At 69.0% G+C, this 26331-nt stretch carries 18 protein-coding genes, 3 rRNA genes and 1 CRISPR repeat array; of the genes, 13 read left to right on the forward strand and 8 right to left on the reverse strand.

Features of this window, described 5'->3' with window-relative positions:
• Positions 1-81 precede the first annotated feature (81 nt).
• Entirely contained in the window at positions 82-1197 is a 1116-nt protein-coding gene (locus WHN02_RS14305; protein WP_434743768.1) for a hypothetical protein, read from the reverse strand.
• 655 nt (positions 1198-1852) lie between these two features.
• On the opposite strand from WHN02_RS14305, the gene WHN02_RS14310 reads away from it, so the two are divergent.
• Both WHN02_RS14310 and WHN02_RS14315 read left to right on the forward strand, forming a co-directional pair.
• Positions 1853-2011, forward strand: coding sequence for a hypothetical protein (locus WHN02_RS14310; protein ID WP_434743769.1), 159 nt, complete (start codon positions 1853-1855; stop codon positions 2009-2011).
• A gap of 52 nt (positions 2012-2063) precedes the next feature.
• Positions 2064-3209, forward strand: coding sequence for a helix-turn-helix domain-containing protein (locus WHN02_RS14315; protein WP_434743770.1), 1146 nt, complete (start codon positions 2064-2066; stop codon positions 3207-3209).
• Between the two features lie 374 nt (positions 3210-3583).
• A CRISPR array of direct repeats spans positions 3584-6235; the repeat unit is 28 nt; unit sequence GGATCACCCCCGCATGCGCGGGGAGCAG.
• Between the two features lie 185 nt (positions 6236-6420).
• On the opposite strand, the gene WHN02_RS14320 is transcribed toward WHN02_RS14315, so the two are convergent.
• Positions 6421-7038 carry a DNA-3-methyladenine glycosylase gene (locus WHN02_RS14320; protein WP_434743771.1) on the reverse strand — a complete coding sequence of 206 codons (618 nt, stop codon included), beginning with the start codon at positions 7036-7038 and terminating at the stop codon, positions 6421-6423.
• Positions 7039-7205: 167 nt separating this feature from the next.
• Between WHN02_RS14320 and WHN02_RS14325 the strand changes: the two genes are divergently transcribed.
• A complete protein-coding gene (locus tag WHN02_RS14325) occupies positions 7206-8306 on the forward strand; it encodes an LLM class flavin-dependent oxidoreductase (protein ID WP_434743772.1) in 1101 nt (366 codons plus the stop codon).
• On the forward strand, positions 8303-8920 hold the full coding sequence (locus tag WHN02_RS14330; protein WP_434743773.1) for an FMN reductase: 618 nt from the start codon (positions 8303-8305) through the stop codon (positions 8918-8920). Before WHN02_RS14325 ends, WHN02_RS14330 begins: the two co-directional genes overlap by 4 nt.
• 24 nt (positions 8921-8944) lie before the next feature.
• On the opposite strand, the gene WHN02_RS14335 is transcribed toward WHN02_RS14330, so the two are convergent.
• Positions 8945-9826 carry a universal stress protein gene (locus WHN02_RS14335; protein WP_434743774.1) on the reverse strand — a complete coding sequence of 294 codons (882 nt, stop codon included), beginning with the start codon at positions 9824-9826 and terminating at the stop codon, positions 8945-8947.
• 193 nt (positions 9827-10019) lie between these two features.
• Between WHN02_RS14335 and WHN02_RS14340 the strand changes: the two genes are divergently transcribed.
• The 3 genes from WHN02_RS14340 (at position 10020) to WHN02_RS14350 (ending at position 12694) form a co-directional block, all read left to right on the forward strand.
• Complete coding sequence (locus WHN02_RS14340) at positions 10020-10523, forward strand: GNAT family N-acetyltransferase (protein WP_434743775.1); 504 nt, start codon at positions 10020-10022, stop codon at positions 10521-10523.
• A gap of 9 nt (positions 10524-10532) precedes the next feature.
• Complete coding sequence (locus WHN02_RS14345; RefSeq protein WP_434743776.1) at positions 10533-11174, forward strand: hypothetical protein; 642 nt, start codon at positions 10533-10535, stop codon at positions 11172-11174.
• Between the two features lie 116 nt (positions 11175-11290).
• The gene (locus WHN02_RS14350) at positions 11291-12694 is read left to right on the forward strand and encodes a hemolysin family protein (protein ID WP_434743777.1); all 1404 of its coding nucleotides are present in this window, start codon (positions 11291-11293) and stop codon (positions 12692-12694) included.
• A gap of 26 nt (positions 12695-12720) precedes the next feature.
• Here WHN02_RS14350 and WHN02_RS14355 read toward each other — a convergent pair whose 3' ends face one another.
• The 4 genes from WHN02_RS14355 to WHN02_RS14370 form a co-directional block, all read right to left on the reverse strand.
• Positions 12721-13032, reverse strand: a complete 312-nt coding sequence (locus tag WHN02_RS14355) for a PRC-barrel domain-containing protein (RefSeq protein WP_434743778.1) — start codon at positions 13030-13032, stop codon at positions 12721-12723.
• Positions 13019-13390, reverse strand: a complete 372-nt coding sequence (locus WHN02_RS14360) for a hypothetical protein (protein WP_434743960.1) — start codon at positions 13388-13390, stop codon at positions 13019-13021. Before WHN02_RS14360 ends, WHN02_RS14355 begins: the two co-directional genes overlap by 14 nt.
• Before the next feature lie 43 nt (positions 13391-13433).
• Positions 13434-14660, reverse strand: coding sequence for an NRAMP family divalent metal transporter (locus tag WHN02_RS14365; protein WP_434743779.1), 1227 nt, complete (start codon positions 14658-14660; stop codon positions 13434-13436).
• Positions 14661-14802: 142 nt separating this feature from the next.
• Entirely contained in the window at positions 14803-15186 is a 384-nt protein-coding gene (locus WHN02_RS14370) for a PaaI family thioesterase (RefSeq protein ID WP_350897883.1), read from the reverse strand.
• A 149-nt stretch (positions 15187-15335) separates the two neighbouring features.
• Between WHN02_RS14370 and tyrS the strand changes: the two genes are divergently transcribed.
• From tyrS to rrf, 4 genes are all read left to right on the forward strand, one after another.
• Complete coding sequence (tyrS, locus tag WHN02_RS14375) at positions 15336-16622, forward strand: tyrosine--tRNA ligase (protein WP_434743780.1); 1287 nt, start codon at positions 15336-15338, stop codon at positions 16620-16622.
• A gap of 646 nt (positions 16623-17268) precedes the next feature.
• A 16S ribosomal RNA gene (locus WHN02_RS14380) occupies positions 17269-18783 on the forward strand.
• Positions 18784-19168: 385 nt separating this feature from the next.
• Positions 19169-22279: ribosomal RNA gene (locus WHN02_RS14385) — 23S ribosomal RNA — on the forward strand.
• Between the two features lie 84 nt (positions 22280-22363).
• Positions 22364-22480 (forward strand): 5S ribosomal RNA (gene rrf / locus WHN02_RS14390).
• Together the 16S, 23S and 5S rRNA genes form the textbook arrangement of a ribosomal RNA operon.
• A 93-nt stretch (positions 22481-22573) precedes the next feature.
• Here rrf and WHN02_RS14395 read toward each other — a convergent pair.
• Positions 22574-24346 carry a hypothetical protein gene (locus WHN02_RS14395; protein ID WP_434744124.1) on the reverse strand — a complete coding sequence of 591 codons (1773 nt, stop codon included), beginning with the start codon at positions 24344-24346 and terminating at the stop codon, positions 22574-22576.
• On the opposite strand from WHN02_RS14395, the gene WHN02_RS14400 reads away from it, so the two are divergent.
• Together WHN02_RS14400 and WHN02_RS14405 are read left to right on the forward strand one after the other, a co-directional pair.
• Positions 24305-25261, forward strand: a complete 957-nt coding sequence (locus tag WHN02_RS14400; protein ID WP_434743961.1) for a tetratricopeptide repeat protein — start codon at positions 24305-24307, stop codon at positions 25259-25261. The genes WHN02_RS14395 and WHN02_RS14400 overlap by 42 nt on opposite strands.
• A complete protein-coding gene (locus WHN02_RS14405) occupies positions 25258-26292 on the forward strand; it encodes an HAD-IIA family hydrolase (RefSeq protein WP_434739258.1) in 1035 nt (344 codons plus the stop codon). Before WHN02_RS14400 ends, WHN02_RS14405 begins: the two co-directional genes overlap by 4 nt.
• Positions 26293-26331: the final 39 nt, after the last annotated feature.

Consider the following 26331-nt stretch of genomic DNA (forward strand, 5'->3'; position numbering starts at 1 on the left):
GTCGGGCTCGCAGGTGCTGAGTTTCCGGGATGTCACGGTGCCGGGTGGCGAGCGTTGTGCGTGAGATCGCCCGCGAGCGAGTCACATCACACCACCGTCGTGTCGGCGAGGAAGTCGCCCGAGCTCGGCGATGAGTTGCCGTACGGGGGCCGGGTGGCGCGGCCCGGTCGCGGTGAGTTCCTCCTGTAATCGGTGGAGGAGGGCGACGCTGCGGACGGAGGCCACGTGGGGCAGACGGTCGAGGGCGCGGTGGGCGGTGTCGACGGCGATGTCGGTGTCGCCATTGCGCAGGTGAGCCAGGCTGAGCCAGGCTCCGTGGCGGAGCGCCGACCGCTGCGGCGGGGCTGTCCCGGGGGTGTGGGCGCGGGCATGAAGCAGCAGGGTGGCCTGCCCGAGGAGCTGTTTGCGGCGTACCGGCAGCCGTTCCGCGAGCATGACCAGCCCTCGTCCGGTGATGGCGTCGAGTTCGACCGGATCCATGTAGGAGGCCCAGCGGGGCAGCGGGCTGTCGGCGTTGCTGTCGCCCAGCTCCAGGGTGGCGTCGCGCATGCGGTGGAAGCCGGTGAGATCGCCGGCGGCGGCGTGGGCCAGACCGCTGCGAGCGGTCACCAGGGCGCGGACGGCGGGACCGGCGGTGGCTGCGGCTTCCTGCGCTGCGGAAGCGAGCTGGAGGGCGTCGAGGCCGAAACCCCGGTCTGCGGCCTGGTTGGACATCAGGGCGAGGATGCTGGCGCTGAGCGCGGGGTCCTGTGCGGCGTGCGCTGCGCGCAGGGCCAGGAGGTACCAACGTTGGGCCTCGCCGTCGTGGTGGGCGTCGAAGGCCATGAAACCGCTGGTCTGGGCGAGCTGTGCGAGGGCGGCGGCCAGACGACTTCCGGTGGCCGCCGGGTAGGAGGCGTGCCGGAGCAGTCGTGCGACGGCGGCGAACTGGTCGGCGACGAAGGCCCGAGCCGCGCCGCCGTGCTGGGTGTCGAGCTGCTGCGCATGGGTGACGACACTTTCGACCATGGCCAGCAGGGGAGGGGTGACTCGGCCCTGTTCCGCTGCCACGGCGGTGAGGGTGGGTGCCGGGTACTGGAGCGCACGCCAGGCGTGACCGGTCAGGGCGACACCGGAGAGCGCGAGGATGGTGCGGCGGGTGGGCACGGGTCCTCCCAGGAGGCTGAGCAGTCCGCTGCTGTCCCAGGGTACGTCCATCGAGTCGTCCACGCGCAGGGTCGTCTCCGGGCGACGAGCCCTGACACCCCATACCTCCTCGAAGGACAAGGCGGAATCCAAGGCGGTTGAGAGAAGCTGAACCACGAGGTCGGGTACCTCGCCGTGTGGTGTCTCGCCGTTCTTGATCCATTTGTACGGCGTCTTCTCGTGCACCCGACGGCTACTGCCTTGCTCCGACAGTGCGGCGTTCACGCGACGGGCCAGCGTCTCGGGCCGCCAGCCGGCCCGAATCAGCAACGAGCCCAGGTGGCCCTTGTGATGGTTCGGAGCAGATTCTTCCACGGCATCGTCCTCGGCGGGAATCCCATTGTTGGGCCGATTGCGTTGTGAGGGCAATTCGAGTAGGTCCGACGATAGCGGTTACCGGTGCTTCTCGGGGAAATCCGCACCATCCGCACCACCGCTCTGACCGTGTGCACCTCTCGCACCGCAGCAGGCGGTTCCGGTGGGCGCGGTCATGAGCAAGGCTGTGAATCATTCCAGCCTCGCACTGCCCGCCGATCGTGATCGGAACCGAACAGGGTCCTGCCGCCCTTGAGGCTCGTCTGCCGATGGCGCGCCGAAACTCCAAGCAATTGTGCGGCTCGGCGATGTGCACGCGAGCGCTATCGAAGCAGTGGAAGGAGGACCGGCAGTGAACACTCAGCAACCCGAACCGCCCATTCCGCCGGTGGTCGTCGACCAGGCCGCCGAACACGAAGCGGCGAAGCAACGAATCCTCGAATTGGCCGAGGCGGAACGGATACCCGTGGAGGAGACGACCCGGGTGCGGGGTCGGCGTGGACGGTCATGACAACTCGGTGCCGGTGGGGCGTCGGGTTGCGTACTGGCGGAGCCGTCGGAACATGACCCAGCAGATGTTCGCCGACCGGCTCGGCAAGTCGAAGTCCTGGGTGGACAAGGTCGAGCGGGGCATCCGGGAGCTGAACAAACTCGACGTGCTTCACGAGATCGCCGCCGCGCTGCGGGTCGACGTGGCCCTGCTCCAGACCGGGCCACTGAGCGGCGGCGCGGTCCCGCCCGCTGATGCCGAGCTGCGCGGATTGGTCGACGGGGTGCAGGCATCCCTGGCCCGGTACGGTCCCGCTGCCCCGGCCCGTTCCCTCGATCGTTTAGCACGGAATGCGGCGTACGGGTGGACGACCTTCCGCCACGGACGGCTGCGTCGGGTGCTGGCCGATCTGCCTGGCCTGCTGACTCAGTCCAGGCAGGCCCGGGCTGATGCGCCGGGTGCTGACGCGGTGGCTGTCGAGGTGTACCAGCTTGCGGCGACCGTGTTGCGGAAGGTCGGTGCGGCGGAGGTGGCGTGGCTGGCCGCCGACCGCGCGATGGCGGTCAGTGTCGGGCTCGGTGACCCGGTACTGGCCGCACGGGCGGCTGTTCCACTCGGCGGGGTGGTGCGGGAGCTGGCCCAGCCCCGCCCGGCCTTCGAGCTGTGCGTCTCCGTCGCGCACGACCTGGCTCCCACAGATCCCCTCGCGGTCGACGAGGAGCGGCTGTCGGTGCACGGGAGCCTGCTGTTGCAGGCGGCGATGGCCGCCGCCCAGCTCGGAGACCCCTTGACGGTGTTGGAGTTGGTCGACCAGGCCGCCGCCTGTGCCGCTCGGGTCGGGGACGGTCAGGACCATCACCACACCGGCTTCGGCCCGGCCCTGGTCGACGGGGTGCGGGTGGCCGCCGCCCTGGCCCTGGAATCCCCGGCTGTCGCAGTGGCGGCGCACGAGCAGGCGGTGACCCGGCCGGGGTGGTGGGGCCTCCCGGCCGGTACCCGGGCGGATCACCTGGTGGATGCGGCCCGGGGGTACGCCGGCACCGGGCAGGATGCGGAGGCGGCCCGGACCCTGTTGGAGGCGGACCGGATCGCGCCGGAGGAGGTGCGGGTACGGCCAGCGGCCCGGGCAGCGGTCGCCCTGGCCCTGCGGCAGGCGGACCGTCCTGATCCCCGCCTGGTCATGCTCGGGGAGTCCCTGGGCCTGGACGGTGCCCGATGACTCACGAGCGCGGATACGAGCGAGGCAACTGGCGTTACGTCAGTCCACCGAGGACCTGCGCGTCTGTGTGGCATTACCCCGCCTATGTGGGGAACCGATGATGCTCATCAACATGCTCAACCTCGTCCAGAGATCACCCCCGCATGCGCGGGGAGCCGCCATGCTGACGGTTGGGCACGGGTGGACGGACCGGATCACCCCCGCATGCGCGGGGAGCAGGTCCACGCCGTCCGTGCCACGGGGGAACAGCCCGGATCACCCCCGCATGCGCGGGGAGCAGTTGACCAGGATCACGCCCTGGTCGGCAGCCGCCGGATCACCCCGCATGCGCGGGGGAGCAGGGTTACGCCATTGGCCGGAAACGCGCATTACCAGGATCACCCCCGCATGCGCGGGGAGCAGGCCTACGCCGCCGGTATCAAGGATGCCGACGACGGATCACCCCCGCATGCGCGGGGAGCAGTGTTGGGTAGCCACGACGCCTACCAGGTAAGCGGATCACCCCCGCATGCGCGGGAAGCAGCCCCGGACCCGGCAGCCGATCGCCGCAGCGAAGGGATCACCCCCGCATGCGCGGGGAGCAGGTACACCGGCGGCACCTCCTTGTGGACGGCTGGGGATCACCCCCGCATGCGCGGGGAGCAGGTACACCGGCGGCACCTCCTTGTGGACGGCTGGGGATCACCCCCGCATGCGCGGGGAGCAGGATGACGGGCGGGCGCGGGGCTCCTACCCGCCGGGATCACCCCCGCATGCGCGGGGAGCAGGGGTGGACGAGCCACCGCTTCGACGGGATGTGGGGATCACCCCCCGCATGCGCGGGGAGCAGTGGTACGCCACCGGATCCTTAGTCACGTGCAGGGGATCACCCCCGCATGCGCGGGGAGCAGACCGGGCCCGGGGCGACGGGGGGCAGCTTCGAGGGATGACCCCCGCATGCGCGGGGAGCAGGGAATGGGTGAACTGACGTGGCGACGGTAGACAGGATCACCCCCGCATGCGCGGGGAGCAGGGGTTGAGCACGCACAGGTCGATGCAGGTGTCGGGATCACCCCCGCATGCGCGGGGAGCAGTGGCGGCTCGACCCCGGGCCGAACGACGTGACGGGATCACCCCCGCATGCGCGGGGAGCAGCACGGTTTGCCGGTGGCGGTGGCCTGCCACTGGGGATCAGCCCCGCATGCGCGGGGAGCAGCCCGCCCACCCTGGGCCGTTCGGAAGCCGGGGCGGATCACCCCCGCATGCGCGGGGAGCAGGCCGGGAGCGTCAGCATGAGCGTGTCCGCGATGGGATCACCCCCGCATGCGCGGGGAGCAGCACACCTGCGACAGGATCCCGGAGGCGGCGAGGGGATCACCCCCGCATGCGCGGGGAGCAGCCCATCGGTCAGCCCCCCTCAGCAGGCTTGGCGGGATCACCCCCGCATGCGCGGGGAGCAGGTTCCAGTAGGGTCTCGGCCCAGCGGCGCACGGGGATCACCCCCGCATGCGCGGGGAGCAGATCCATAGGGGTGCTGGCAAAAATCGTCGAGAGGGATCACCCCCGCATGCGCGGGGAGCAGGGCTATGCTCCGTATTTCCTCTCAGCGCACCAAGGATCACCCCCGCATGCGCGGGGAGCAGCACTCGATCCACGCCCCCTCGGACTTCTTGCAAGGATCACCCCCGCATGCGCGGGGAGCAGCGTGACCGGCGGGTCGGTGGCCGGCTGTGGGCAGGATCACCCCCGCATGCGCGGGGAGCAGAAGGTCGCCCGGGTCACCGCGCCGGTGAAGGCGGGATCACCCCCGCATGCGCGGGGAGCAGACCCGTGCGACGCAGCACGGCCAGGAGTACCGGGGATCACCCCCGCATGCGCGGGGAGCAGTATCGCTCCGCGATGAAGCGGGCCGACCGGCCCGGATCACCCCCGCATGCGCGGGGAGCAGGTCGTCCAGGACATCGACGTCACCGGACGCCACGGATCACCCCCGCATGCGCGGGGAGCAGGTGATGGACGGGGTCGGCGAGCTGGTCTTCCGCGGATCACCCCCGCATGCGCGGGGAGCAGAGGGGGTGACCGTGCGCCATCGTAGACGCACGCGGATCACCCCCGCATGCGCGGGGAGCAGCCGCCCCCGACCCGGGCGCGCTGCGGCAGCGTCGGATCACCCCCGCATGCGCGGGGAGCAGAGATCGCCATTCATCGTGCTGTTGATCTGGATGGGATCACCCCCGCATGCGCGGGGAGCAGCGGTTCCCGGCCGCGTCCAGGATGAAGATGAGGGGATCACCCCCGCATGCGCGGGGAGCAGCTGCGCATCAAGTCCGGGTCGATCAAGGACGTGGAATCACCCCCGCATGCGCGGGGAGCAGCTCGCCCGCCATGCCGCCGCCGGTGTCATCAGTGGATCACCCCCGCATGCGCGGGGAGCAGGCGGAAGGTCCCCAGGGGGCCGCCGACGCCCAGGGATCACCCCCGCATGCGCGGGGAGCAGCTCAGCAAAGTCGCGCGGGCGGCGTCCCTGCGGGGATCACCCCCGCATGCGCGGGGAGCAGAACAGCGAGCGGGTCAAGATGCTCGGGTCTTCCGGATCACCCCCGCATGCGCGGGGAGCAGGACCACGGGTCGAACCCCCGCGACCAGCACTCGGGATCACCCCCGCATGCGCGGGGAGCAGGGAGCAGAACGGCTTGCTCCGTGACATTCGGGAGGATCACCCCCGCATGCGCGGGGAGCAGTGATCGCCATGGGGGTTGCTCCCGTCTCGTGGGGGATCACCCCCGCATGCGCGGGGAGCAGCGCTCCCGGCGCAGCTGGTCGCTCACCACGGCGGGATCACCCCCGCATGCGCGGGGAGCAGACCGACACCATGCCGGCGGGGGCGTCGAACTCGGGATCACCCCCGCATGCGCGGGGAGCAGTGGGCGGCCCGGTGCATGTCGGCCCGCAAGGCGGGATCACCCCCCGCATGCGCGGGGAGCAGTGGATGCTCCGCACGCTGCGCCGCGTCTCCGACGGATCACCCCCGCATGCGCGGGGAGCAGACTTACTGACCTGGGGAGCTAAAGATCAACTCTCCAGTTTTCATTCACTTTGGTTCCGAAGATCATCTCAAGCTTTCCGGGTGGGAGTGGTGACGAAAGATCCGATTCTGAAGCTTGGACATCGTATCGCCAGGGGCTCCATAGTAGGCCCGATGCCGGTGGCGGACCGGGCCGTGGAACGAGAGTCAGCGCGGTACGGCTGCTCCGGCCGCCTTGGCGCGGCGGTACGCCGAGACCGTGGGGTCGTCGGCGAGCCAGTGCCGCCACGGCCGGTCGTGGGCCCGGCTGACCCCGACCCTGGGGCCGGCGACGACAGGGCCTCGCGCCCGGGTCGGAGGGCTCAGGACGAGCGGGCCGTCGCCGAGCAGGTGAGCCTCGTTGTGGTGGCGGGTCAGGGCCAGTGCCTGGCCGAGGTTGCCGGGGCCTCGGGCCAGCGAGTGCGGGGCGACCCGCTCTCCGCGTCGCCGCTGGGCCAGGTCGACCCCCTCGATCACCCTCCCGGCCCGGAGCAGGACGGCCGAGGCGGTGCCCGCCGGTCCGGTCACCACGTTGGCGCAGTGGTGTAGGCCGTGGGACAGGTACACGTAGAGCCGTCCGGCCGGGCCGAACATGACCTCGTTGCGGGCGGTCGGGCCGCGCCAGGCGTGGGAGGCGGGGTCGGCCTCGCCGGCGTACGCCTCGACCTCGGTCAGTTCGACCGTGACGGTACCTTCGGGGTGGTGGTGGGTCAGGGTCCAGCCGATCAGGGCCGGGGCGACCAGTGGTGCGGGCTGCGCCAGGACGGCGAGCGAGTCAGGCGACAACTGTCGAATCCTCCCGGATCCCGGCGGCTCGTGTCGGCCGTGCACTGGATCTTCGTCACACATGGTAGCCAGGGGGGCTCCGGAATAGTTGACGCAGCAACTATGTTGTCGGGGAGGTCCGGGAGCCACCGCCCCGGACCCGACCAGACGAGGAGCGGGAGCCCGCCATGCAGTTCGGAGTCTTCACCGTCGGCGACGTCACCGTCGACCCGACAAACGGACGGGAACCGACGGAGGCCGAGCGGATCAAGGCGATGGTGACCATCGCCCTCAAGGCTGAGGAGGTGGGCCTCGACGTCTTCGCCGCCGGGGAGCACCACAACCCGCCCTTCGTACCCTCGTCGCCCACCACGATGCTCGGGTACATCGCCGCCCGGACGTCCCGGCTGCAGCTCTCCACCGCCACCACCCTGATCACCACCAACGACCCGGTGAAGATCGCCGAGGACTACGCGATGCTGCAACACCTCGCCGACGGTCGGGTGGACCTGATGCTCGGTCGGGGCAACACCGGCCCGGTCTATCCCTGGTTCGGCCAGGACCTCCGCAACGGCATCGCCCTGGCCGTCGAGAACTACGCCCTGCTGCACCGGCTCTGGCGCGAGGACGTCGTCGACTGGTCGGGCAAGTTCCGCACCCCGCTTCAGTCCTTCACGTCGACGCCCCGCCCACTGGACGGGGTTCCCCCCTTCGTGTGGCACGGCTCGATCCGCAGCCCGGAGATCGCCGAACAGGCCGCCTACTACGGCGACGGGTTCTTCGCCAACCACATCTTCTGGCCCGCCGAACATACCCGCCGGATGGTCGCCCTCTACCGGCAGCGCTACGCCCACTACGGCCACGGCTCGGCCGAGCAGGCCATCGTCGGCCTCGGCGGGCAGGTGTTCATGCGTCGCAACTCCCAGGACGCGGTACGGGAGTTCCGGCCGTACTTCGACAACGCCCCGGTGTACGGGCACGGCCCGTCACTGGAGGAGTTCACCGGCCAGACCCCGCTGACCGTCGGCAGCCCGCAGCAGGTCATCGACAAGACCCTCGGCTTCCGCGAGTACGTCGGCGACTACCAGCGGCAACTGTTCCTCGTCGACCACGCCGGTCTGCCCCTCAAGACCGTCCTGGAGCAGCTGGACCTGCTCGGCGAGGAGGTCGTACCGGTGCTGCGCCGTGAGTTCGCGGCCCGGCGACCGGCCCACGTCCCGGACGCCCCCACCCACGCCGCCCGCCTCGCCACCGTCACCACCGACACCCCGCAGGAGGCCCGCCGATGACCAGCCGCAACCTGGTGGTCCTCACCGCCGGCCTGCGCCAGCCCTCCAGCACCCGGCTGCTCGCCGACCAGCTCGCCGCCGCCGTCGCCGACCAGGCGGCCCGACGGGACCTCACCCTCCACACCACCACCGTCGAGGTCCGCGAACACGCCCACGACGTGGTGAACCACCTGCTCACCGGGTTCCCGTCGGACACCCTCGGCGCGGCGATCGACGCGGTCGCCACCGCCGACGGGCTGATCGCCGTCTCGCCGATCTTCGGCGCGTCGTACAACGGGCTGTTCAAGTCCTTCCTCGACGTCCTCGACCGCGACGCCCTCGCCGGGAAACCGGTGCTGGTCGCCGCCACCGGCGGGACCGTCCGCCACTCGCTGGCCCTGGAACACGCCCTGCGACCGCTGTTCACCTACGCCCGCGCGGTGGTCGCCCCCACCGGGGTCTTCGCCGGACCCGAGGACTGGGCCGACGGTGCCGCCGACGGGGCGCTGCGCAGCCGCATCGACCGCGCCGCCGCCGAACTGGCCGACCAGGTCGGCCGCTACACCGCCCCCACCCGCACCGACCCCTTCACCCTCACCACCACCTTCGACCACCTGCTCGCCGGCGGCGACTGACAGCACCGCCGACGAGCGCCCGGGTCAGGACCGGTCGTCGGGGTGCGGGCGGAACACCAGGACGGGGCAGTGGGAGTGCTGGACGAGGGCCTGGCTGACCGAGCCGAGCAGCAGACCGGTGAACCCGCCCCGCCCCCGGGAGCCGACCACGAACAACGTCGCCTCACCACTGGCCTGGACCAACGCCGACGCCGGCTTCTCCGCCCGCAGCGTCCGCTGCTCCACGGGCAGGTCGGGATGCTCGGCCCGGACCGTGGCGACGGCACGGGCCAGCAACTCGTCGGCGTCGACCCGCCCCGCCGCGCCCTGCTCCACCTCGTCCGGGGCCTCCCGGTCGGAGTCGTCCGAGCGGACGTGCAGCAGCACCAGCCCGGTGTCGCGCCGGGCGGCCTCGTCGGCGGCGTACCGGACCGCGCCCAGGGTCGGATCCGAACCGTCGAGACCCACGATCACCGGACCCTCGACCGGGATCGGCTGCTCCGGCGGACGGACCACCAGGACGGGGCACTGACCGTGCCCGGCGACCTGCTGACTCACCGAGCCGAGCAGCAGCCCGGCGAACCCGCCCAGACCCCGACTGCCCACCACCAGCAGCTCGGCGCGGCGCGACTCCTCCACGAGGGTGGCCCCCGGGCCGCCGGCCACCTGACGGACCTCCACGGCCAGCCCCGGCCACCTGTCCGCCAGCTCCCGGGCGGTCTCCTCCAACATCCGTTGGGCGTCCTCGGTGGGGGCCGGGATCCCCAGGTCGTACGGGTTCAGCGGCACCCCGTACCCGAGGGGGTGCAGGTAGCCGTGCACGAGGTGCAGCGGCCGGGACCACCGGATCGCGGCCCGCGCGGCCTGCTCTGCGGCGACCAGGCTGGACGGGGAGCCGTCCACACCCACCACGACAGGTCGGTTCATGTTCTCTCCTGGGTCGGTGTGCGGTCATTGTCGACGGTTGTCGGCGTCGACCCCCGGCATTCTGCCCGGACACGCCGCCCGACACGCATTCCATGATCACCCGTACGGTCTGCCGCCGCAGCGGGGCCGCGACCAGGTCACCTGCCACCCCGGCCTCCCGTACCGCAGCCGCCGTACCGCGTATCCTCCGGCCGTGACCGCCGACCTGCGCCTACGTCCGGTACGCGACGACGACCTGCCGCACCTGTTCGGCTTCGAGCAGGACCCGCAGGCCGGGTGGATGGCCGCCTTCGGACCGGCCGACCCGGGCGACCGGGCCGCCTTCGAGGCCCACTGGTCGAGGATCCGCGCCGACCCGACGATCCGGCCGCGCACCGTCACCGTCGACGGGGAGGTCGTCGGCCACGTGGCCGCCTTCCCGGTGGAGACCCGCACCGAGGTCAGCTACTGGATCGACCCCCGACGGTGGGGCCGGGGATACGCCACCACCGCACTCGGCGCACTCCTGCGCGAACTTCCGCAACGCCCGGTGCACGCCCGCGCCGCCAAGGACAACAGGGCCTCCCTGGCGGTGCTGCGCAAGTGCGGCTTCGTCGTCGTCGGCGAGGACACCGGGTACGCCCCCTTCCGCGGCACCGACGTCGAGGAGTGGCTGCTCGAACTGCCCGCCGAGCCGGGTGACCGGGGCGGCGAATAGGCTTCCGTGGTGAACTGGCTGGAGATCCTCGGCTGGGTCGGCTCCGCGCTGCTGGTCTGGTCCCTGTTGCAGACCCGCCTCCTACGGCTGCGCGCGATCAACCTGATCGGCTGCCTGATCCTGATCGGTTACAACGCCGCCGTCGAGGTCTGGCCGATGGTCGGCCTCAACGTGGTGCTCGCCGTGATCAACCTGTGGTACCTGCGGACGCTGCTCGCCACCCGCCACGACGAGGCGACGTACCAGGTCGTCGAGGTCGGGGTGGACGACGCCTTCCTGGCCCACACGCTGCGGGTGCACGCCGCCGACATCGCCAGGTTCAACCCCGGGTTCCGGCCGACCCCGGACCGCGACGGCGGCTCGGCCTTCCTGGTCGTACGCGCCGACGAGGTGGTCGGGGTGGTGCTGGTCCACGCCGAACCCGACGGGGTGGCCCAGATCGACCTCGACTACGTGACAGCCCGGTACCGGGATCTCACCCCGGGGGAGTTCGTCTACCGGCGCAGCAGCCTCTTCACCGACCGGGGCTTCCACCGGGTGGTCAGCCCACCCGGCATGGTCGCCCCCTACTACAGCCGCCTCGGATTCCGCCCCCACGAGGGCCGGTACGTGCTGGACCTGCCGGTCACCCGGGCCGACGAACCGGCCTGAGAACGGACCCAGGATTCGGCGCGGTCCCCGCTGGGAAAAGACAGCGCTACCTCGGCCGGACGGGCCGGCCGGGGGCGTCGGTCCGTCGACCGTCGCGGCTACGGTGAGGAGCCGGCGTGCAGAGCATCTGGACCCAACTGGCACTGGTCGGGGTCTTGGTCGTCCTCAATGCGATCTTCGCGGGTAGCGAGATCGCCCTGGTGTCGCTGCGGGAGAGCCAGATCCAGCGACTGGAGCGCACCAGCCGCTCCGGACGGGTCCTGGCCCGACTGGCCAAGGACCCCAACCGGTTCCTGGCCACCATCCAGATCGGCATCACCCTGGCGGGTTTCCTCGCCTCGGCCGCTGCCGCGGTCTCCCTGTCCCGCCCCCTGGTGCCCCTGCTGGGCTTCCTCGGCGGTGCCGCCGAGGCGGTGGCAGTCGTCCTGGTCACCCTGGTACTCACCTTCGTCACCCTGGTCTTCGGTGAACTCGCCCCGAAGCGGATCGCCATGCAGGCCCCCGAGCGGTGGGCGCTGCTCATCGCCCGCCCCCTGGACCTGCTCGCCAGCCTCACCCGACCGGCCGTCTGGGCCCTCGGTGCCACCACCGACCTGGTGGTACGGCTCCTCGGGGTGAAACTCGACGAGCAGCGCGACGAGATCAGCCCGGACGAACTGCGCGACATCGTCTCGGGTAACCACGGGTTCACCACCGAGCAGAAGACCATCATCGCCGGAGCGGTGGAGATCGCCGACCGTCGGCTCCGCGCCGTACTCGTGCCTCGCCTTCAGGTGTTCTGCCTGGACAGCGGGACCACCGCGGAGGCGGCCCGGCTGGTGTTGGCCGCGTCCGGGCACTCCCGGGCACCGGTGGTCCGCCACGGCGGCCTGGACGACGCGGTCGGCGTGATCCACCTGCGGGACCTCGTCGGGGTGGCCGACGACCGACCCGTCGATGAGCGGGCCCGCCCGCCGATGATGCTGCCCGACTCCCTCCCGGTGGTCGACGCGCTGCGCCAGTTCAAGGCCGAACGGCAGCACATCGCCCTGGTGGTCGACGAGCGCGGGGCGGTCGAGGGGATCGTCACCCTGGAGGACATCCTCGAGGAGATCGTCGGCGAGATCTACGACGAGACCGACCGGGACGTGCACTCGGTCCGTACCACCGAGGACGGCGCCCTCGTCCTGCCCGGCACCTTCCCGGTGCACGACCTGACCGACATCGACGTCGAGCTGCCCAACCGCCCGGAGGGCGACTACACCACCATCGCCGGGCTGGTGCTGGAGTGCCTCGGCCACATTCCCACCGAGACCGGTGAACAGATCACCCTCGACGGCTGGACGTTGACGGTCACCGAGATCGACCACCACGCCATCGCCGCCGTGCAGGCCCGGCGGGTGACCCGGTCGGCCGAGACCGACGACGAGTCCACCCCGGCGGGCGGGCAGACCGACGACGGGGGGCAGCTTCCCACCCCCGAGCAGCGGCCCGTCACCGACACCGCCGACACCCCGGTGATGGACGGAGCCCGCCCCTGACCGCACCGGATCCGGCCGGACCCCGGTCAGGTGTCGTCGCCGGTGTCGGGTAGCCCCGGCACCGGTGGCACCAACCGGACCCGGTGCACCGGGAACAGGTGCGTGCCCCGGTTGATCAGCCGGGCGGCCATCCTGATCACCCACGGCCCGGAGGGGTGGTGCTCGGTGCCGATCAGCCGCCCGGCCACCCGCCCGTACCAGCGACGGGCCACCAGCAGATCGGTCAGGACCAACCGCCCGTTGGCCGGGTCACGACGTACCACCAGGTCCACCACCCGACCGAGCCGCCGACCGTCGCCGTCGTACGCGATCCGGCCGAGCACCTCACCCGCTCGCACGGTCCGACCCCGGGATCCGGTCGATCAGACGACGCCGCAGGTACTCCTCCAACGGGGCGGGGGGCAACTCGTCCAGACGGACCCGCAGCCGGACGGCACTGTCCACCCGTTCCACGAGCGGGTAGCGGATGCGTACCGCCGACGGCTGCCGGTCGCGGAGCCGGTCGGCGGCCCGGATCAACAGCCGTCCGACGACCCCCCCGATCCGCTGCCCGAGCACACCGGTCCCGGTGAGCAACGCGTCCACGACGACGGTGCCGTCGTCGGCGACCGCGAACTCGATGTCGTCGACCTTGCCGACGAGGAGCCCGTCGGCGTCGACGATCTGCCGGTCCAGCAGATGCTGACCGAGTTGCATCCGCACCGTCGTCACCCCCGGACCCTCGTCGGTGTCATCGTCGTCACTGCCCCATCCGGGTTGCCACCGCCAGCGGGATCGCGGCGACCGACGCCGCCACGATGACCACCAGGACGAGCGCGCCGAGCAGGTTCAACCACCGGCCGTTGACCCGGTCACCCAGGTACGTCCGGTCGTTGGCCACGATCAGGATCGGCAGGTACGTCAGCGGCAACGCCACCGCACTGACGATCAGCATGTACTCGGTCAACGTGATCGGGTCGACGGTGGTCATCAGGACCAGCATCCCGAGCAGCACGCTGACCAGCAGGACGGTGTGGAACCGGGCCGCCTCCCGGGGGCTGACCCGCTTGCCCCACTGCCAGCCGAAGTACTGCGCCGCCGTGTACGCCGCGGAGAGCCCGGTCTCCAGGGCGGCACCGAAGGTGACGGCGAAGAACGCCACCACCGCCAGGACCAGACCGACGGTGCCGAAGGCGATCACCACCGGCTGCGCCACCTGCTCCAGGCTGTCCAGGCGGGTGCCCGACGGGTGGTAGACCACAGCGGCAGTGGCGATCAGCGAACACGCCAGGAACGCGCCGACCGGGAAACCGATCAGGGTGCTGGCCCGGGCGTCGGAGAGGTCGTCGGCGCTCCACCTCTCCTCCACCCCGCCGGAGGAGAAGAAGAACACCTCGTACGGGCTCACGGTGGAGGCGAACAACGCCACCGCGATGAACCAGTACACCCCCCACCCGTCGCCGCCCGGCCCGGGGGCCAGCGCGCCCCGGGCCAGCGCACCCCAGTCCGTGGGCAGCTGGGTCAACGCCACAGCGAACACCACCAGCGTCAGCCCGGCCAGGCCGAACACCCGCTCCATCACCTGGAACCGCATCCGCCAGAGCACCAGCCACACCGCGAACGCCGCCACCGGCACCCAGAGCAGGTACGGCAGGCCGGAGGCCAGGTGCAGCGCCAGCGCCACCCCGCCCAGCTCGGCGGCCAGCGTCAGGACCGTGATCAGGTACGACGCCACCAGGTTGACCAGCGCCACCCGGGGGCCGAGCCGCTCCCGGACCAGGTCGAAGACCGCCCGGCCGCTGACCGCCGCGATCCGTCCGGCCATCTCGGCGTACGCGCAGATGGCGACCACGCCGACCAGGAGCACCCAGACGTGGCCCATCCCGAACCGGGCACCCGCCTGGCTCGCCGCCACCAGGTCGCCGATGTCGACGAAGCCGCCCACCGCGGAGAGGATGCCGAGCGTCGCGGCGAGGAGCTTCCTCACCGCACTGACGGATCGGGCCGGGTCATCGAGGCGACGATATCGGGACGAATGCCCTCAGAAGCGCTGAACCGGACATGCCGCCGGCGGTCGCCGACGACGTCCACCCACGCGAGGCCCCGGCCCGGCCCCGCCGTTCATCCGATCAGGCGGGCGTCAGGTTCTGCAGCCGGACCTGACCCCGGGCCACCAGCCGCTCCTCGGCGTCGACGATCTCCACCTGCCACAACTGCTGACTACGTCCCCGGTGCAGCGGCGTACCCACCGCGACCAGCTCACCCGCGCTGACCGCCCGCAGGAAGTCGGTCTGGTTGGAGACCCCGACGACCCGCCCCCGCTCGCCGAGCCAGAGAGTGCCACCGATGCTCGCCGCCGTCTCCGCCACGGTGCAGTACACCCCGCCGTGCTGGATGCCGTGCGGCTGGTGCAGCTCCGGACGCACCTGCCAGCGGATCACCACCCGGTCCGCACCGACCTCGTCGAACTCGAGCCCGAGCAGCCCGATCAGGCCGCCGGTCAGTTCCGGCATCTCCACGCTGTCCTCCCGCGATCATGGAAAAACCCAGCCTAACCGCCGGGTCGCAACCCTCGCTGACCCCGTCGCGCACCGTGGTACGGCCGTGACCAGGCCAGAACCCGCTTCGGCCACCCCGGGGTGATGGGGGAGAATCGGTGCTCGTGACCGACAGCACCCTCCCGCCCTCCGGGCGGGACTCCCTGACCGAAGACCTGCGGTGGCGGGGCCTGATCCAGGACTCGACCGACCCCGACGAGCTGCGCGGACTCCTCGACGGCCGCTGCACCACCTTCTACGTCGGCTTCGACCCGACAGCGGCCAGCCTGCACGTCGGCCACCTCATGCAGGTCGCCACCGCCCGCCGGCTGCAGCAGGCCGGACACCGGCCCCTCCTGCTGGTCGGCGGAGCCACCGGGCAGATCGGCGACCCGAAGGAGAGCGCCGAGCGCTCGTTGAACCCACCCGAGACGGTGGCCGGGTGGGTCGAGCGGATCCGCGCCCAGCTCTCGCCCTTCGTCTCGTACGAGGGGGAGAACGCCGCCCACCCCGTGAACAACCTCGACTGGACCGGCGAGATGTCGGTGGTCGAGTTCCTACGGGACGTCGGCAAACACTTCCCGGTCAACAAGATGCTGGCCCGGGAGGTGGTCCGGGCCCGGTTGGACAGCGGCATCAGCTTCACCGAGTTCAGCTACCAACTCCTCCAGGCCAACGACTTCTACCAACTGCACCAGCGGCACGGCTGCCGGCTCCAGTTCGGCGGCAGCGACCAGTGGGGCAACATCACGGCCGGAGTCGACTACGTCCGACGTCGCGGCGCCGGTCCGGTGCAGGCCTTCGTCACCCCGCTGGTGACCAAGGCCGACGGCACCAAGTTCGGCAAGACCGAGGGCGGCGCCGTCTGGCTCGACCCGGAGCTGACCAGCCCGTACGCCTTTTACCAGTTCTGGCTCAACGCCGACGACCGCGACGTCGGGCGGTACCTGCGGTACTTCAGCTTCCGCAGCCGCGACGAGATCGAGCGGTTGGAGCAGGAGGGGGCGCAGCGCCCGGCGGCCCGGCTGGCCCAACGTGCGCTGGCCGAGGAGCTGACCACCCTGGTGCACGGCGCACCGGAGACGGCGCAGGCGGTCGCCGCCGCCCAGGCGCTGTTCGGCCGGGGTTCGCTGACGGAGTTGACCCCGGAGACGCTGCGGGCGGCGCTGGCCGAGGCCGGCCTGGTACGCCTCGACGCCCTGCCCGACGTCGCCGGACTGCTCAAAGAGTCCGGGCTGGTGCCGAGCATGAAGGAGGCCCGTCGGGTGATCGCCGAGGGTGGCGCGTACGTGAACAACGAACGGGTCACCGAGGTCGACGCGACAGTGGCCCCGCAGGAACTGCTCCACGGCCGGTACCTGGTCCTGCGCCGGGGAAAGAAGTCCTTCGCCGGTGTCGACCTGGGCGGATAGCGCCACCCGGACGGTGTGACGGGGAACGCCCCCGACGGATTTGACGACCGATCCGTCGGGGGCGTAACTTTCTCTCTGCCAGCGCGGAACGGACGAACCGGGACTAAACAACCGGGAAGGCCGGAGCGCGGCGACCACTTCCGGAACCACGACCCAGGTCGCGGAGTCCGGGACGGGCGGAGCCCCCGAGCGACCTGAGGGTCGATTTGGCGGAGCGAACTCGACCGGGTAGAGTGGTCCGCCGGTAGGGAAACGGGCGAGTTGCGGGTGACCGCGCGGCCGGCCTACCAAAACCGCGAGATCCGATCCGACGGAAGTCGGCGGAATCGTGGTGCCCGTAAATGGTACGAAGCCTGACGAACCGCGAAATACCGGTTTGACACGGCGGAAACCACCGGGTAACGTAGTAAAAGTGCCCGGCGCGAGAGCGGGCACAGCGGGACGAAATGCCCCGGGTTCGGGTTCCACGGTGTGGGGTTCGGGTTTGGTGTGTGGTTGTTCTTTGAGAACTCAACAGGGTGCTTGATAAGCCAGTGCCAATTGTTTTATACCCCGTGGCTGGCTGGGAGCTTCGGTTTCTGGTTGGTTGACGGAATTCCTTTGGCAACAATTTGGTTTGTTGCTGGGATGGATTTTCCACAGGTTTTTGTTGGAGAGTTTGATCCTGGCTCAGGACGAACGCTGGCGGCGTGCTTAACACATGCAAGTCGAGCGGAAAGGCCCTTCGGGGTACTCGAGCGGCGAACGGGTGAGTAACACGTGAGCAACCTGCCCTAGGCTTTGGGATAACCCCGGGAAACCGGGGCTAATACCGAATATTACCACCGGGCGCATGTTTGGTGGTGGAAAGTTTTTCGGCCTGGGATGGGCTCGCGGCCTATCAGCTTGTTGGTGGGGTGATGGCCTACCAAGGCGACGACGGGTAGCCGGCCTGAGAGGGCGACCGGCCACACTGGGACTGAGACACGGCCCAGACTCCTACGGGAGGCAGCAGTGGGGAATATTGCACAATGGGCGGAAGCCTGATGCAGCGACGCCGCGTGAGGGATGACGGCCTTCGGGTTGTAAACCTCTTTCAGCAGGGACGAAGCGCAAGTGACGGTACCTGCAGAAGAAGCGCCGGCCAACTACGTGCCAGCAGCCGCGGTAAGACGTAGGGCGCGAGCGTTGTCCGGATTTATTGGGCGTAAAGAGCTCGTAGGCGGCTTGTCGCGTCGACTGTGAAAACCCGCGGCTCAACCGCGGGCCTGCAGTCGATACGGGCAGGCTAGAGTTCGGTAGGGGAGACTGGAATTCCTGGTGTAGCGGTGAAATGCGCAGATATCAGGAGGAACACCGGTGGCGAAGGCGGGTCTCTGGGCCGATACTGACGCTGAGGAGCGAAAGCGTGGGGAGCGAACAGGATTAGATACCCTGGTAGTCCACGCTGTAAACGTTGGGCGCTAGGTGTGGGGGGCCTCTCCGGTTCTCTGTGCCGCAGCTAACGCATTAAGCGCCCCGCCTGGGGAGTACGGCCGCAAGGCTAAAACTCAAAGGAATTGACGGGGGCCCGCACAAGCGGCGGAGCATGCGGATTAATTCGATGCAACGCGAAGAACCTTACCTGGGTTTGACATGGCCGCAAAACTGTCAGAGATGGCAGGTCCTTCGGGGGCGGTCACAGGTGGTGCATGGCTGTCGTCAGCTCGTGTCGTGAGATGTTGGGTTAAGTCCCGCAACGAGCGCAACCCTCGTTCGATGTTGCCAGCGCGTTATGGCGGGGACTCATCGAAGACTGCCGGGGTCAACTCGGAGGAAGGTGGGGATGACGTCAAGTCATCATGCCCCTTATGTCCAGGGCTTCACGCATGCTACAATGGCCGGTACAATGGGCTGCGATACCGTGAGGTGGAGCGAATCCCAAAAAGCCGGTCTCAGTTCGGATCGGGGTCTGCAACTCGACCCCGTGAAGTCGGAGTCGCTAGTAATCGCAGATCAGCAACGCTGCGGTGAATACGTTCCCGGGCCTTGTACACACCGCCCGTCACGTCACGAAAGTCGGCAACACCCGAAGCCGGTGGCCCAACCCTTGTGGAGGGAGCCGTCGAAGGTGGGGCTGGCGATTGGGACGAAGTCGTAACAAGGTAGCCGTACCGGAAGGTGCGGCTGGATCACCTCCTTTCTAAGGAGCACCATTCGTCGAAAGACGGTATGGAGCCCGCGGTCTGCGAATGTCAGGTCGGGGTGCTCAGAGGCGGAGACACTGGTGAGTTTTTTCCTGGCAACGGCCGGGTTCCTCTAGTACGGCTGATCTTCGGATTGGTGTGGAGCGGGGGGTCTGGTGCGGCTGGGAGAGGGCGGAGAGCACCCTGTTGGGTCCTGAAGGAACAACCATCGTGTTGTTGTTTCAGAGACTGTGGTGGGCTGCGGTGACGTGGTCTGTCAGGTCGCCAGGCATGGCCTGGTCTCGCATACCGCCGGCCCGTGGGGGTTGGGTTTGGTGTGGGGCTGTGGGTTGTGGGTTGGTCGTTTGTTGAGAATTGCACAGTGGACGCGAGCATCTTTGTGGTCAAGTTGTCAAGGGCGAACGGTGGATGCCTTGGCACCAGGAGCCGATGAAGGACGTGGGAGGCCGCGATAGGCCTGGGGGAGCTGTCAACCGAGCTGTGATCCCAGGGTGTCCGAATGGGGAAACCTGGCATCAGTCATGTGATGTCACCCGCATCTGAATACATAGGGTGTGTGGGGGGAACGCGGGGAAGTGAAACATCTCAGTACCCGTAGGAAGAGAAAACAACATGTGATTCCGTGAGTAGTGGCGAGCGAAAGCGGATGAGGCTAAACCGGTTGCGTGTGATACCTGTCAGGGGTTGCGTGGTCGGGGTTGTGGGACCCTGCTCAACAGGCTGACGACTGTTGGAGGAGTGAGAAAGCCAGTTGCTAGCTGAACAGTCTGGGAAGGCTGACCGTAGACGGTGAGAGTCCGGTAGGTGAAAGTGGCTGGTCTCCTGTGGGTGTTCCCGAGTAGCGGCGGACCCCTGAAATCTGCCGTGAATCTGCCAGGACCACCTGGTAAGCCTAAATACTTCCTGGTGACCGATAGCGGACGAGTACCGTGAGGGAATGGTGAAAAGTACCCCGGGAGGGGAGTGAAATAGTACCTGAAACCGTTCGCCTACAATCCGTCGGAGCCTTGCGGGGTGACGGCGTGCCTTTTGAAGAATGAGCCTGCGAGTTAGTGGCATGTGGCGAGGTTAACCCGTGTGGGGGAGCCGTAGCGAAAGCGAGTCTGAATAGGGCGTTTGAGTCGCGTGTCCTAGACCCGAAGCGGAGTGATCTAGCCATGGGCAGGCTGAAGCGTGGGTAAGACTACGTGGAGGGCCGAACCCACCAACGTTGAAAAGTTGGGGGATGACCTGTGGTTAGGGGTGAAAGGCCAATCAAACTCCGTGATAGCTGGTTCTCCCCGAAATGCATTTAGGTGCAGCGTCGCGTGTTTCTTGCCGGAGGTAGAGCACTGGATGGTCTAGGGGGCCCACAAGCTTACCGAAATCAGCCAAACTCCGAATGCCGGTAAGTGAGAGCGCGGCAGTGAGACTGCGGGGGATAAGCTTCGTAGTCGAGAGGGAAACAGCCCAGATCACCAGCTAAGGCCCCTAAGCGTGTGCTAAGTGGAAAAGGATGTGGGGTCGCATAGACAACCAGGAGGTTGGCTTAGAAGCAGCCACCCTTTAAAGAGTGCGTAATAGCTCACTGGTCAAGTGGTTCCGCGCCGACAATGTAGCGGGGCTCAAGTACACCGCCGAAGCTGTGGCATTCACATTTTTACTTCGCGGGGATCCTTGTGGTTCTTGTGCAGGTGTGTGGATGGGTAGGGGAGCGTCGTGCCGGGGGTGAAGCAGCCGAGTGATCGAGTTGTGGACGCGGCACGAGTGAGAATGCAGGCATGAGTAGCGAAAGAAGGGTGAGAAACCCTTCCGCCGGATGACCAAGGGTTCCAGGGCCAGGTTAATCCGCCCTGGGTGAGTCGGGACCTAAGGCGAGGCCGAGAGGCGTAGTCGATGGACAACGGGTTGATATTCCCGTACCCGCGAAGGAGCGCCCGTGATGAACCTCGTTGTGCTAACCACCCGAGCTGCCGGATGCCTTCGGGTTGATGGTGGGGAGCGTGGGAACCTGGCGGGTAGTAGTCAAGCGATGGGGTGACGCAGGAAGGTAGCTGAGCCCGGCCGGTGGTTGTGCCGGGGTAAGCGTGTAGGCCGTGTCGTAGGTAAATCCGCGGCGCATGTGGCTGAGACGTGATGCCGAGCCGATTCAGGTGAAGTCAGTGATCCTATGCTGCCGAGAAAAGCCTCTAGCGAGTTCCGAGCGGCCCGTACCCCAAACCGACACAGGTGGTCAGGTAGAGAATACCAAGGCGATCGGGTGAACTGTGGTTAAGGAACTCGGCAAATTGCCCCCGTAACTTAGGGAGAAGGGGGCCGGAGACGTGAAGCCCCGTGCGGGTGGAGCGTTGTATGGCCGCAGAGAGCAGGGGAAGCGACTGTTTACTAAAAACACAGGTCCATGCGAAGAAGTAATTCGATGTATATGGACTGACGCCTGCCCGGTGCTGGAACGTTAAGGGGACCTGTTAGCTCTTCGGGGCGAAGCGGAGAACTTAAGCGCCAGTAAACGGCGGTGGTAACTATAACCATCCTAAGGTAGCGAAATTCCTTGTCGGGTAAGTTCCGACCTGCACGAATGGCGTAACGACTTCCCCACTGTCTCAACCACAGGCCCGGCGAAATTGCATTACGAGTAAAGATGCTCGTTACGCGCGGCAGGACGGAAAGACCCCGGGACCTTTACTATAGCTTGACATTGGTATTTGAGTTAGCTTGTGTAGGATAGGTGGGAGCCGGTGAAGTCCATACGCCAGTATGGGTGGAGGCAATCTTGAAATACCACTCTGGTTGATTCGGATATCTAACTTCGGGCCGTGATCCGGTTCAGGGACAGTGTCTGGTGGGTAGTTTAACTGGGGCGGTTGCCTCCTAAAAGGTAACGGAGGCGCCCAAAGGTTCCCTCAGCCTGGTTGGCAATCAGGTGTTGAGTGTAAGTGCACAAGGGAGCTTGACTGTGAGACTGACAGGTCGAGCAGGGACGAAAGTCGGGACTAGTGATCCGGCACTTGCGTGTGGAAGCGGTGTCGCTCAACGGATAAAAGGTACCCCGGGGATAACAGGCTGATCTTCCCCAAGAGTCCATATCGACGGGATGGTTTGGCACCTCGATGTCGGCTCGTCGCATCCTGGGGCTGTAGCAGGTCCCAAGGGTTGGGCTGTTCGCCCATTAAAGCGGTACGCGAGCTGGGTTTAGAACGTCGTGAGACAGTTCGGTCCCTATCCGCCGTGCGCGTAGGATACTTGAGAAGGGCTGTCCCTAGTACGAGAGGACCGGGACGGACGAACCTCTGGTGTGCCAGTTGTCCCGCCAGGGGCACGGCTGGTTGGCTACGTTCGGAAGGGATAACCGCTGAAAGCATCTAAGCGGGAAGCTCGCTTCAAGATGAGGTATCCCGCCACATCTTTGGTGTGGGTAAGGCCCCCAGTTAGACGACTGGGTTGATAGGCCGGAGATGTAAGCTCGGTAACGGGTTGAGTTGACCGGTACTAATAGGCCGAGGACTTGACTACGAAGCTGCTACGCGTCCACTGTGCAACTCTTGACAAACGAACAGCAGACCACGTGTGTGGTGTTGTTTGATATGTCGATAGGGTTACGGCGGTCATGGCGGAAGGGAAACGCCCGGTTACATTCCGAACCCGGAAGCTAAGCCTTCCAGCGCCGATGGTACTGCACTCGGGAGGGTGTGGGAGAGTAGGACACCGCCGGACATCTTTCCAGTCGAGGGCCGCCCCATCCGGGTCGGCCCTCGACTGCGTGTTGGCGCCCTGGGCGGCGCAATCAGGAAGGAAATACCTGTGAGTTCAGAATCCCAGGGCGGAGATCGTCAGCGCCGCCACGACGAGCGCAGCGACCGCCCCCAGTCGTACAGCTCCCGAGGCCGGGACGACGACCGTCGTGGGCGGAGTGACGACCGACCTTCGTACCGTGGCGATCGCGGCGGCCAGTCGGGACGGGACGGGGGATTCCGAGGCGGGGATCGCCGCCCGGGCGGTTTCCGTTCCGACAGCGGCTCCGGCCGTGGGAACGGTGGCGGCTCCGACCGCCGAGACGGCGGAGGATCCCGCGAAGGCGGTTTCCGGCGTGACGGCGACGGCCCCCGTGGTGGTGGCTTCCGCCGCGACAGTGGCCCGTCCCGTGACGGCGGCTTCCGTGGCGACCGTGAGGGTGGCCGGGGTGGCTTCCGCAGCGGGGGCGCCGGCTTCGGAGGCGACCGTCGAGACGACCGCGGTGACCGTGGCTTCAACCGGGACGACCGGGGTGGGGCGCGAGGTGACCGCCGCGAGGGCGGGTTCCGCGGCGACGACCGCCGGTCCGGCGGGGGCTTCCGAGACGGTGGTGACCGCCGTGAGGGTGGTTTCCGTGGTGGGGATCGTCGTCCCGACGGTTTCCGTGGCGGTGACCGTCGCGAGGGTGGCTTCGGCGGTGGTGACCGTCGTGAGGGCGGCTTCCGTGGCGGCGACCGTGATGGTGGTTTCCGTGGTGGGGACCGCCGCGAGGGTGGCTTCAACCGGGACGACCGCCGTACCGACGACCGCCGTTCCGGTGGTTTCCGTGGCGGTGACCGCGAGGGTGGTTTCCGTGGCGGTGACCGTCGTGAGGGCGGTTACCAGGGTGGCGACCGGCGGCCCGACGGCTTCCGTGGCGGTGACCGCCGCGAGGGCGGCTTCGGCGGCGGGGACCGGCGTGAGGGCGGCTTCCGCCGCGAGGGTGGTTTCGGCGGCGACCGGCGTCCCGGCGGGGGTCGTGACGACCGGCGTGAGGGCGGCTACCGGGGCGGTGACCGCGACGGTGGATCCCGCAGCGGTGGGGGCTTCCGCTCCGACCGACGTGACGAGGGATCCCGTGGTGGGGACCGCCGTGAGGGTGGTTTCCGTGGTGGGGATCGTCGTCCCGACGGTTTCCGTGGCGGTGACCGTCGCGAGGGTGGCTTCGGCGGTGGTGACCGTCGTGAGGGCGGCTTCCGTGGCGGCGACCGCCGCGAGGGTGGCTTCAACCGGGACGACCGCCGTACCGACGACCGCCGTTCCGGTGGTTTCCGTGGCGGTGACCGTGACGGTGGTTTCCGTGGTGGGGACCGTGACGGTGGTTTCCGTGGTGGGGACCGTGACGGTGGTTTCCGTGGTGGGGACCGTCGTGAGGGTGGCGACCGGCGGCCCGACGGCTTCCGTGGCGGTGACCGTCGCGAGGGCGGCTTCGGTGGCGACCGCCGCGAGGGTGGCTTCCGCCGCGACGACCGGCGTGACGGCGGTTTCCGCCGCGACGACCGTGGCGACGGTGGCAACCGTCGTGAGGGTGGCTACCGGGGTGACCGGGACGGCGGCCAGCGGGGCGACTCCGGTCGGGGACGCTTCGACAGGTCGTCCGACGGGCGTGACAGCTACCGTGACCGGCCGCGCCGGGACGACCGGGCCGACTCCGGCGACCGTCGCCGCGAGGGTGGCCCGGACGACCGTGCCGCAGGTACGTCGGCCCCGGAACTGCCCGACGAGATCGTCGCGTCCGACCTCGACCAGGCGGTCCGGGCCGAGCTGCTGTCGTTGGCCAAGCCGGTGGCGGAGAGCGTCGCCCGGCACCTGGTGGCGACCGGCGCCCTGATCGACGACGACCCGGAGGGGGCGCTGGCGCACGCGCTGGCGGCCCGTCGTCTGGCCTCCCGCATCTCGGCGGTTCGGGAAGCGGTCGGGCTGGCCGCGTACCACGCCGGTGAGTGGCAGACCGCCATCGCCGAGCTGCGCACCTACCACCGGATGACCGGCGAGCAGAGCCACCTCGCGGTGATCGCCGACAGCGAGCGGGCGCTCGGCCGACCGGAGCGGGCCATCGACCTGTTCCGGGGTGCCGACCAGGAGAAGCTGGACCGGTCCGTGGCGACCGAGCTGCTGATCGTGGCGGCCGGGGCCCGGGGTGACCTGGGGCAGAAGGACGCGGCCGTGGCGATGCTGCAGGTTCGCGAGTTGACCGCCGAGGCCACCGAGCCGTGGACGGCGCGGCTGCGGTACGCGTACGCCGACGCGCTGCTGGCCGTCGACCGGCGGGAAGAGGCCCGGGAGTGGTTCTCCCGGGCGGCCGAGGTCGACGTCGACGGTGAGACGGACGCTGCCGAGCGGCTGCTGGAGCTCGACGGCGTGCTGATCGAGGGCGACGAGGAGGACGACGACGAGGACGTCGCCGGCCCCGACGCGGAGTCCGACCCGGCCGACCGGGACGGTGCGGAGGCGGACGGCGAGGTGGCCGGCCCCGCCCCCGAGGACGAGACCGGTGACAGTGCCGTGTCGGTGGATCCTGCCGCTTCGGTGGACCGGGACGGGGACTCCGAGCCGCGTGTCGAGGCCTCCGAGGCCGCTGCGGACGTCGACCGGGTGCCGGCCGACGAGGACGGCCCGGACTCCGGTTCGGACCCGGCCGACCGCACCGAGGAGTCGGGGACGTCGAAGACCGGTCCGGCCCCGGCCGAAGGGCGGGTCGACCCGGCGGCGGACCAGCGGTGAGTGACCTCTCCGGTGGGCCGTTGGCCGACGACTACCGGCTGGTCGTGTTCGACCTCGACGGGGTCATCTACCTGATCGACAGGCCCATTCCGGGTGCCGTCGAGGCGGTCGGTCGGCTGCGGGCCGAGGGTCGGGAGATCGCGTACGCCACGAACAACGCGTCGCGGCGCTCCAGCGAGGTGGCGGAGATGCTCAACGGGATGGGCGTCTCCGCCCGCCCGGAGGAGGTGCTCACCTCGGCTGCCGCTGCGGCTCAGCTGCTCGGGGAGCGGTTCCCGGCCGGTTCCGCGGTGCTGGTCGTCGGTGCCGACGCGTTGCGCGCCGAGGTGCGGGCGGTGGGGCTGAACCCGGTCGGGCGTGCCGACGACGCCCCGGTCGCCGTGGTTCAGGGTGGCGGTTCGCAGGTCGGGTGGACCGATCTGGCGGAGGCCACGATCGCGGTCAGGTCCGGGGCCACCTGGATCGCCACGAACACCGACCGGACGTTGCCCAGTGGGCGGGGGCCGCTGCCGGGCAACGGTTCGCTCGTCGCGGCGGTGGCTACCGCGTTGGGGCGGGACCCCGACCTGGTGGTGGGCAAGCCGGAACCGGCGTTGTTCACCACGGCGTCGCGGCGGGCCGGTTCGGGGCGTGCCCTCGTGGTCGGCGACCGTCTGGACACCGACATCGAGGGCGCCTGCCGGGCGGGCCTCGACAGTCTGCTCGTCCTGACCGGGGTCAGCGACGTGGCGGAGCTGCTCTCGTCCGGTCCCGAGCGCCGACCCACGTACGTGGCGTTCGACCTGGCGGGGCTCTTCGACCCGGCGGCGGTGGTCCGGGTGACCCCGGGGGCTGACGGATCCGTTCCGCCCGGTGGCGGCTGGTCGGTGTCCGCCGGGGGCGACGGCTGGGAACTCGTCGGCTCCGGTACGGCGTTGGACGCGCTGGCGGTGCTCTGCGCCGCAGCCTGGTCCACGGCGGTGGTTCCCGCGTTCCGTGCCGGGTCCCCGGCGGCGACGCAGGCGCTGGCGGAGCTGGGGCTGACTGTGTGATCGGTGGCCGCCGTCGTCGACGGCGGCCACCGCACCGGG

It is taken from the genome of Micromonospora sp. SH-82, assembly GCF_051132485.1.
Classification (GTDB): Bacteria; Actinomycetota; Actinomycetes; order Mycobacteriales; family Micromonosporaceae; genus Micromonospora.

Coding starts and splice junctions, on each gene's coding strand:
- WHN02_RS14305 (WP_434743768.1), bottom strand. CDS start 1,197: ATGGACGTACCCTGGGACAGCAGCGGACTGCTCAGCCTCCTGGGAGGA.
- WHN02_RS14315 (WP_434743770.1), top strand. CDS start 2,064: ATGACCCAGCAGATGTTCGCCGACCGGCTCGGCAAGTCGAAGTCCTGG.
- WHN02_RS14325 (WP_434743772.1), top strand. CDS start 7,206: ATGCAGTTCGGAGTCTTCACCGTCGGCGACGTCACCGTCGACCCGACA.
- WHN02_RS14330 (WP_434743773.1), top strand. CDS start 8,303: ATGACCAGCCGCAACCTGGTGGTCCTCACCGCCGGCCTGCGCCAGCCC.
- WHN02_RS14335 (WP_434743774.1), bottom strand. CDS start 9,826: ATGAACCGACCTGTCGTGGTGGGTGTGGACGGCTCCCCGTCCAGCCTG.
- WHN02_RS14360 (WP_434743960.1), bottom strand. CDS start 13,390: ATGCAACTCGGTCAGCATCTGCTGGACCGGCAGATCGTCGACGCCGAC.
- WHN02_RS14370 (WP_350897883.1), bottom strand. CDS start 15,186: ATGCCGGAACTGACCGGCGGCCTGATCGGGCTGCTCGGGCTCGAGTTC.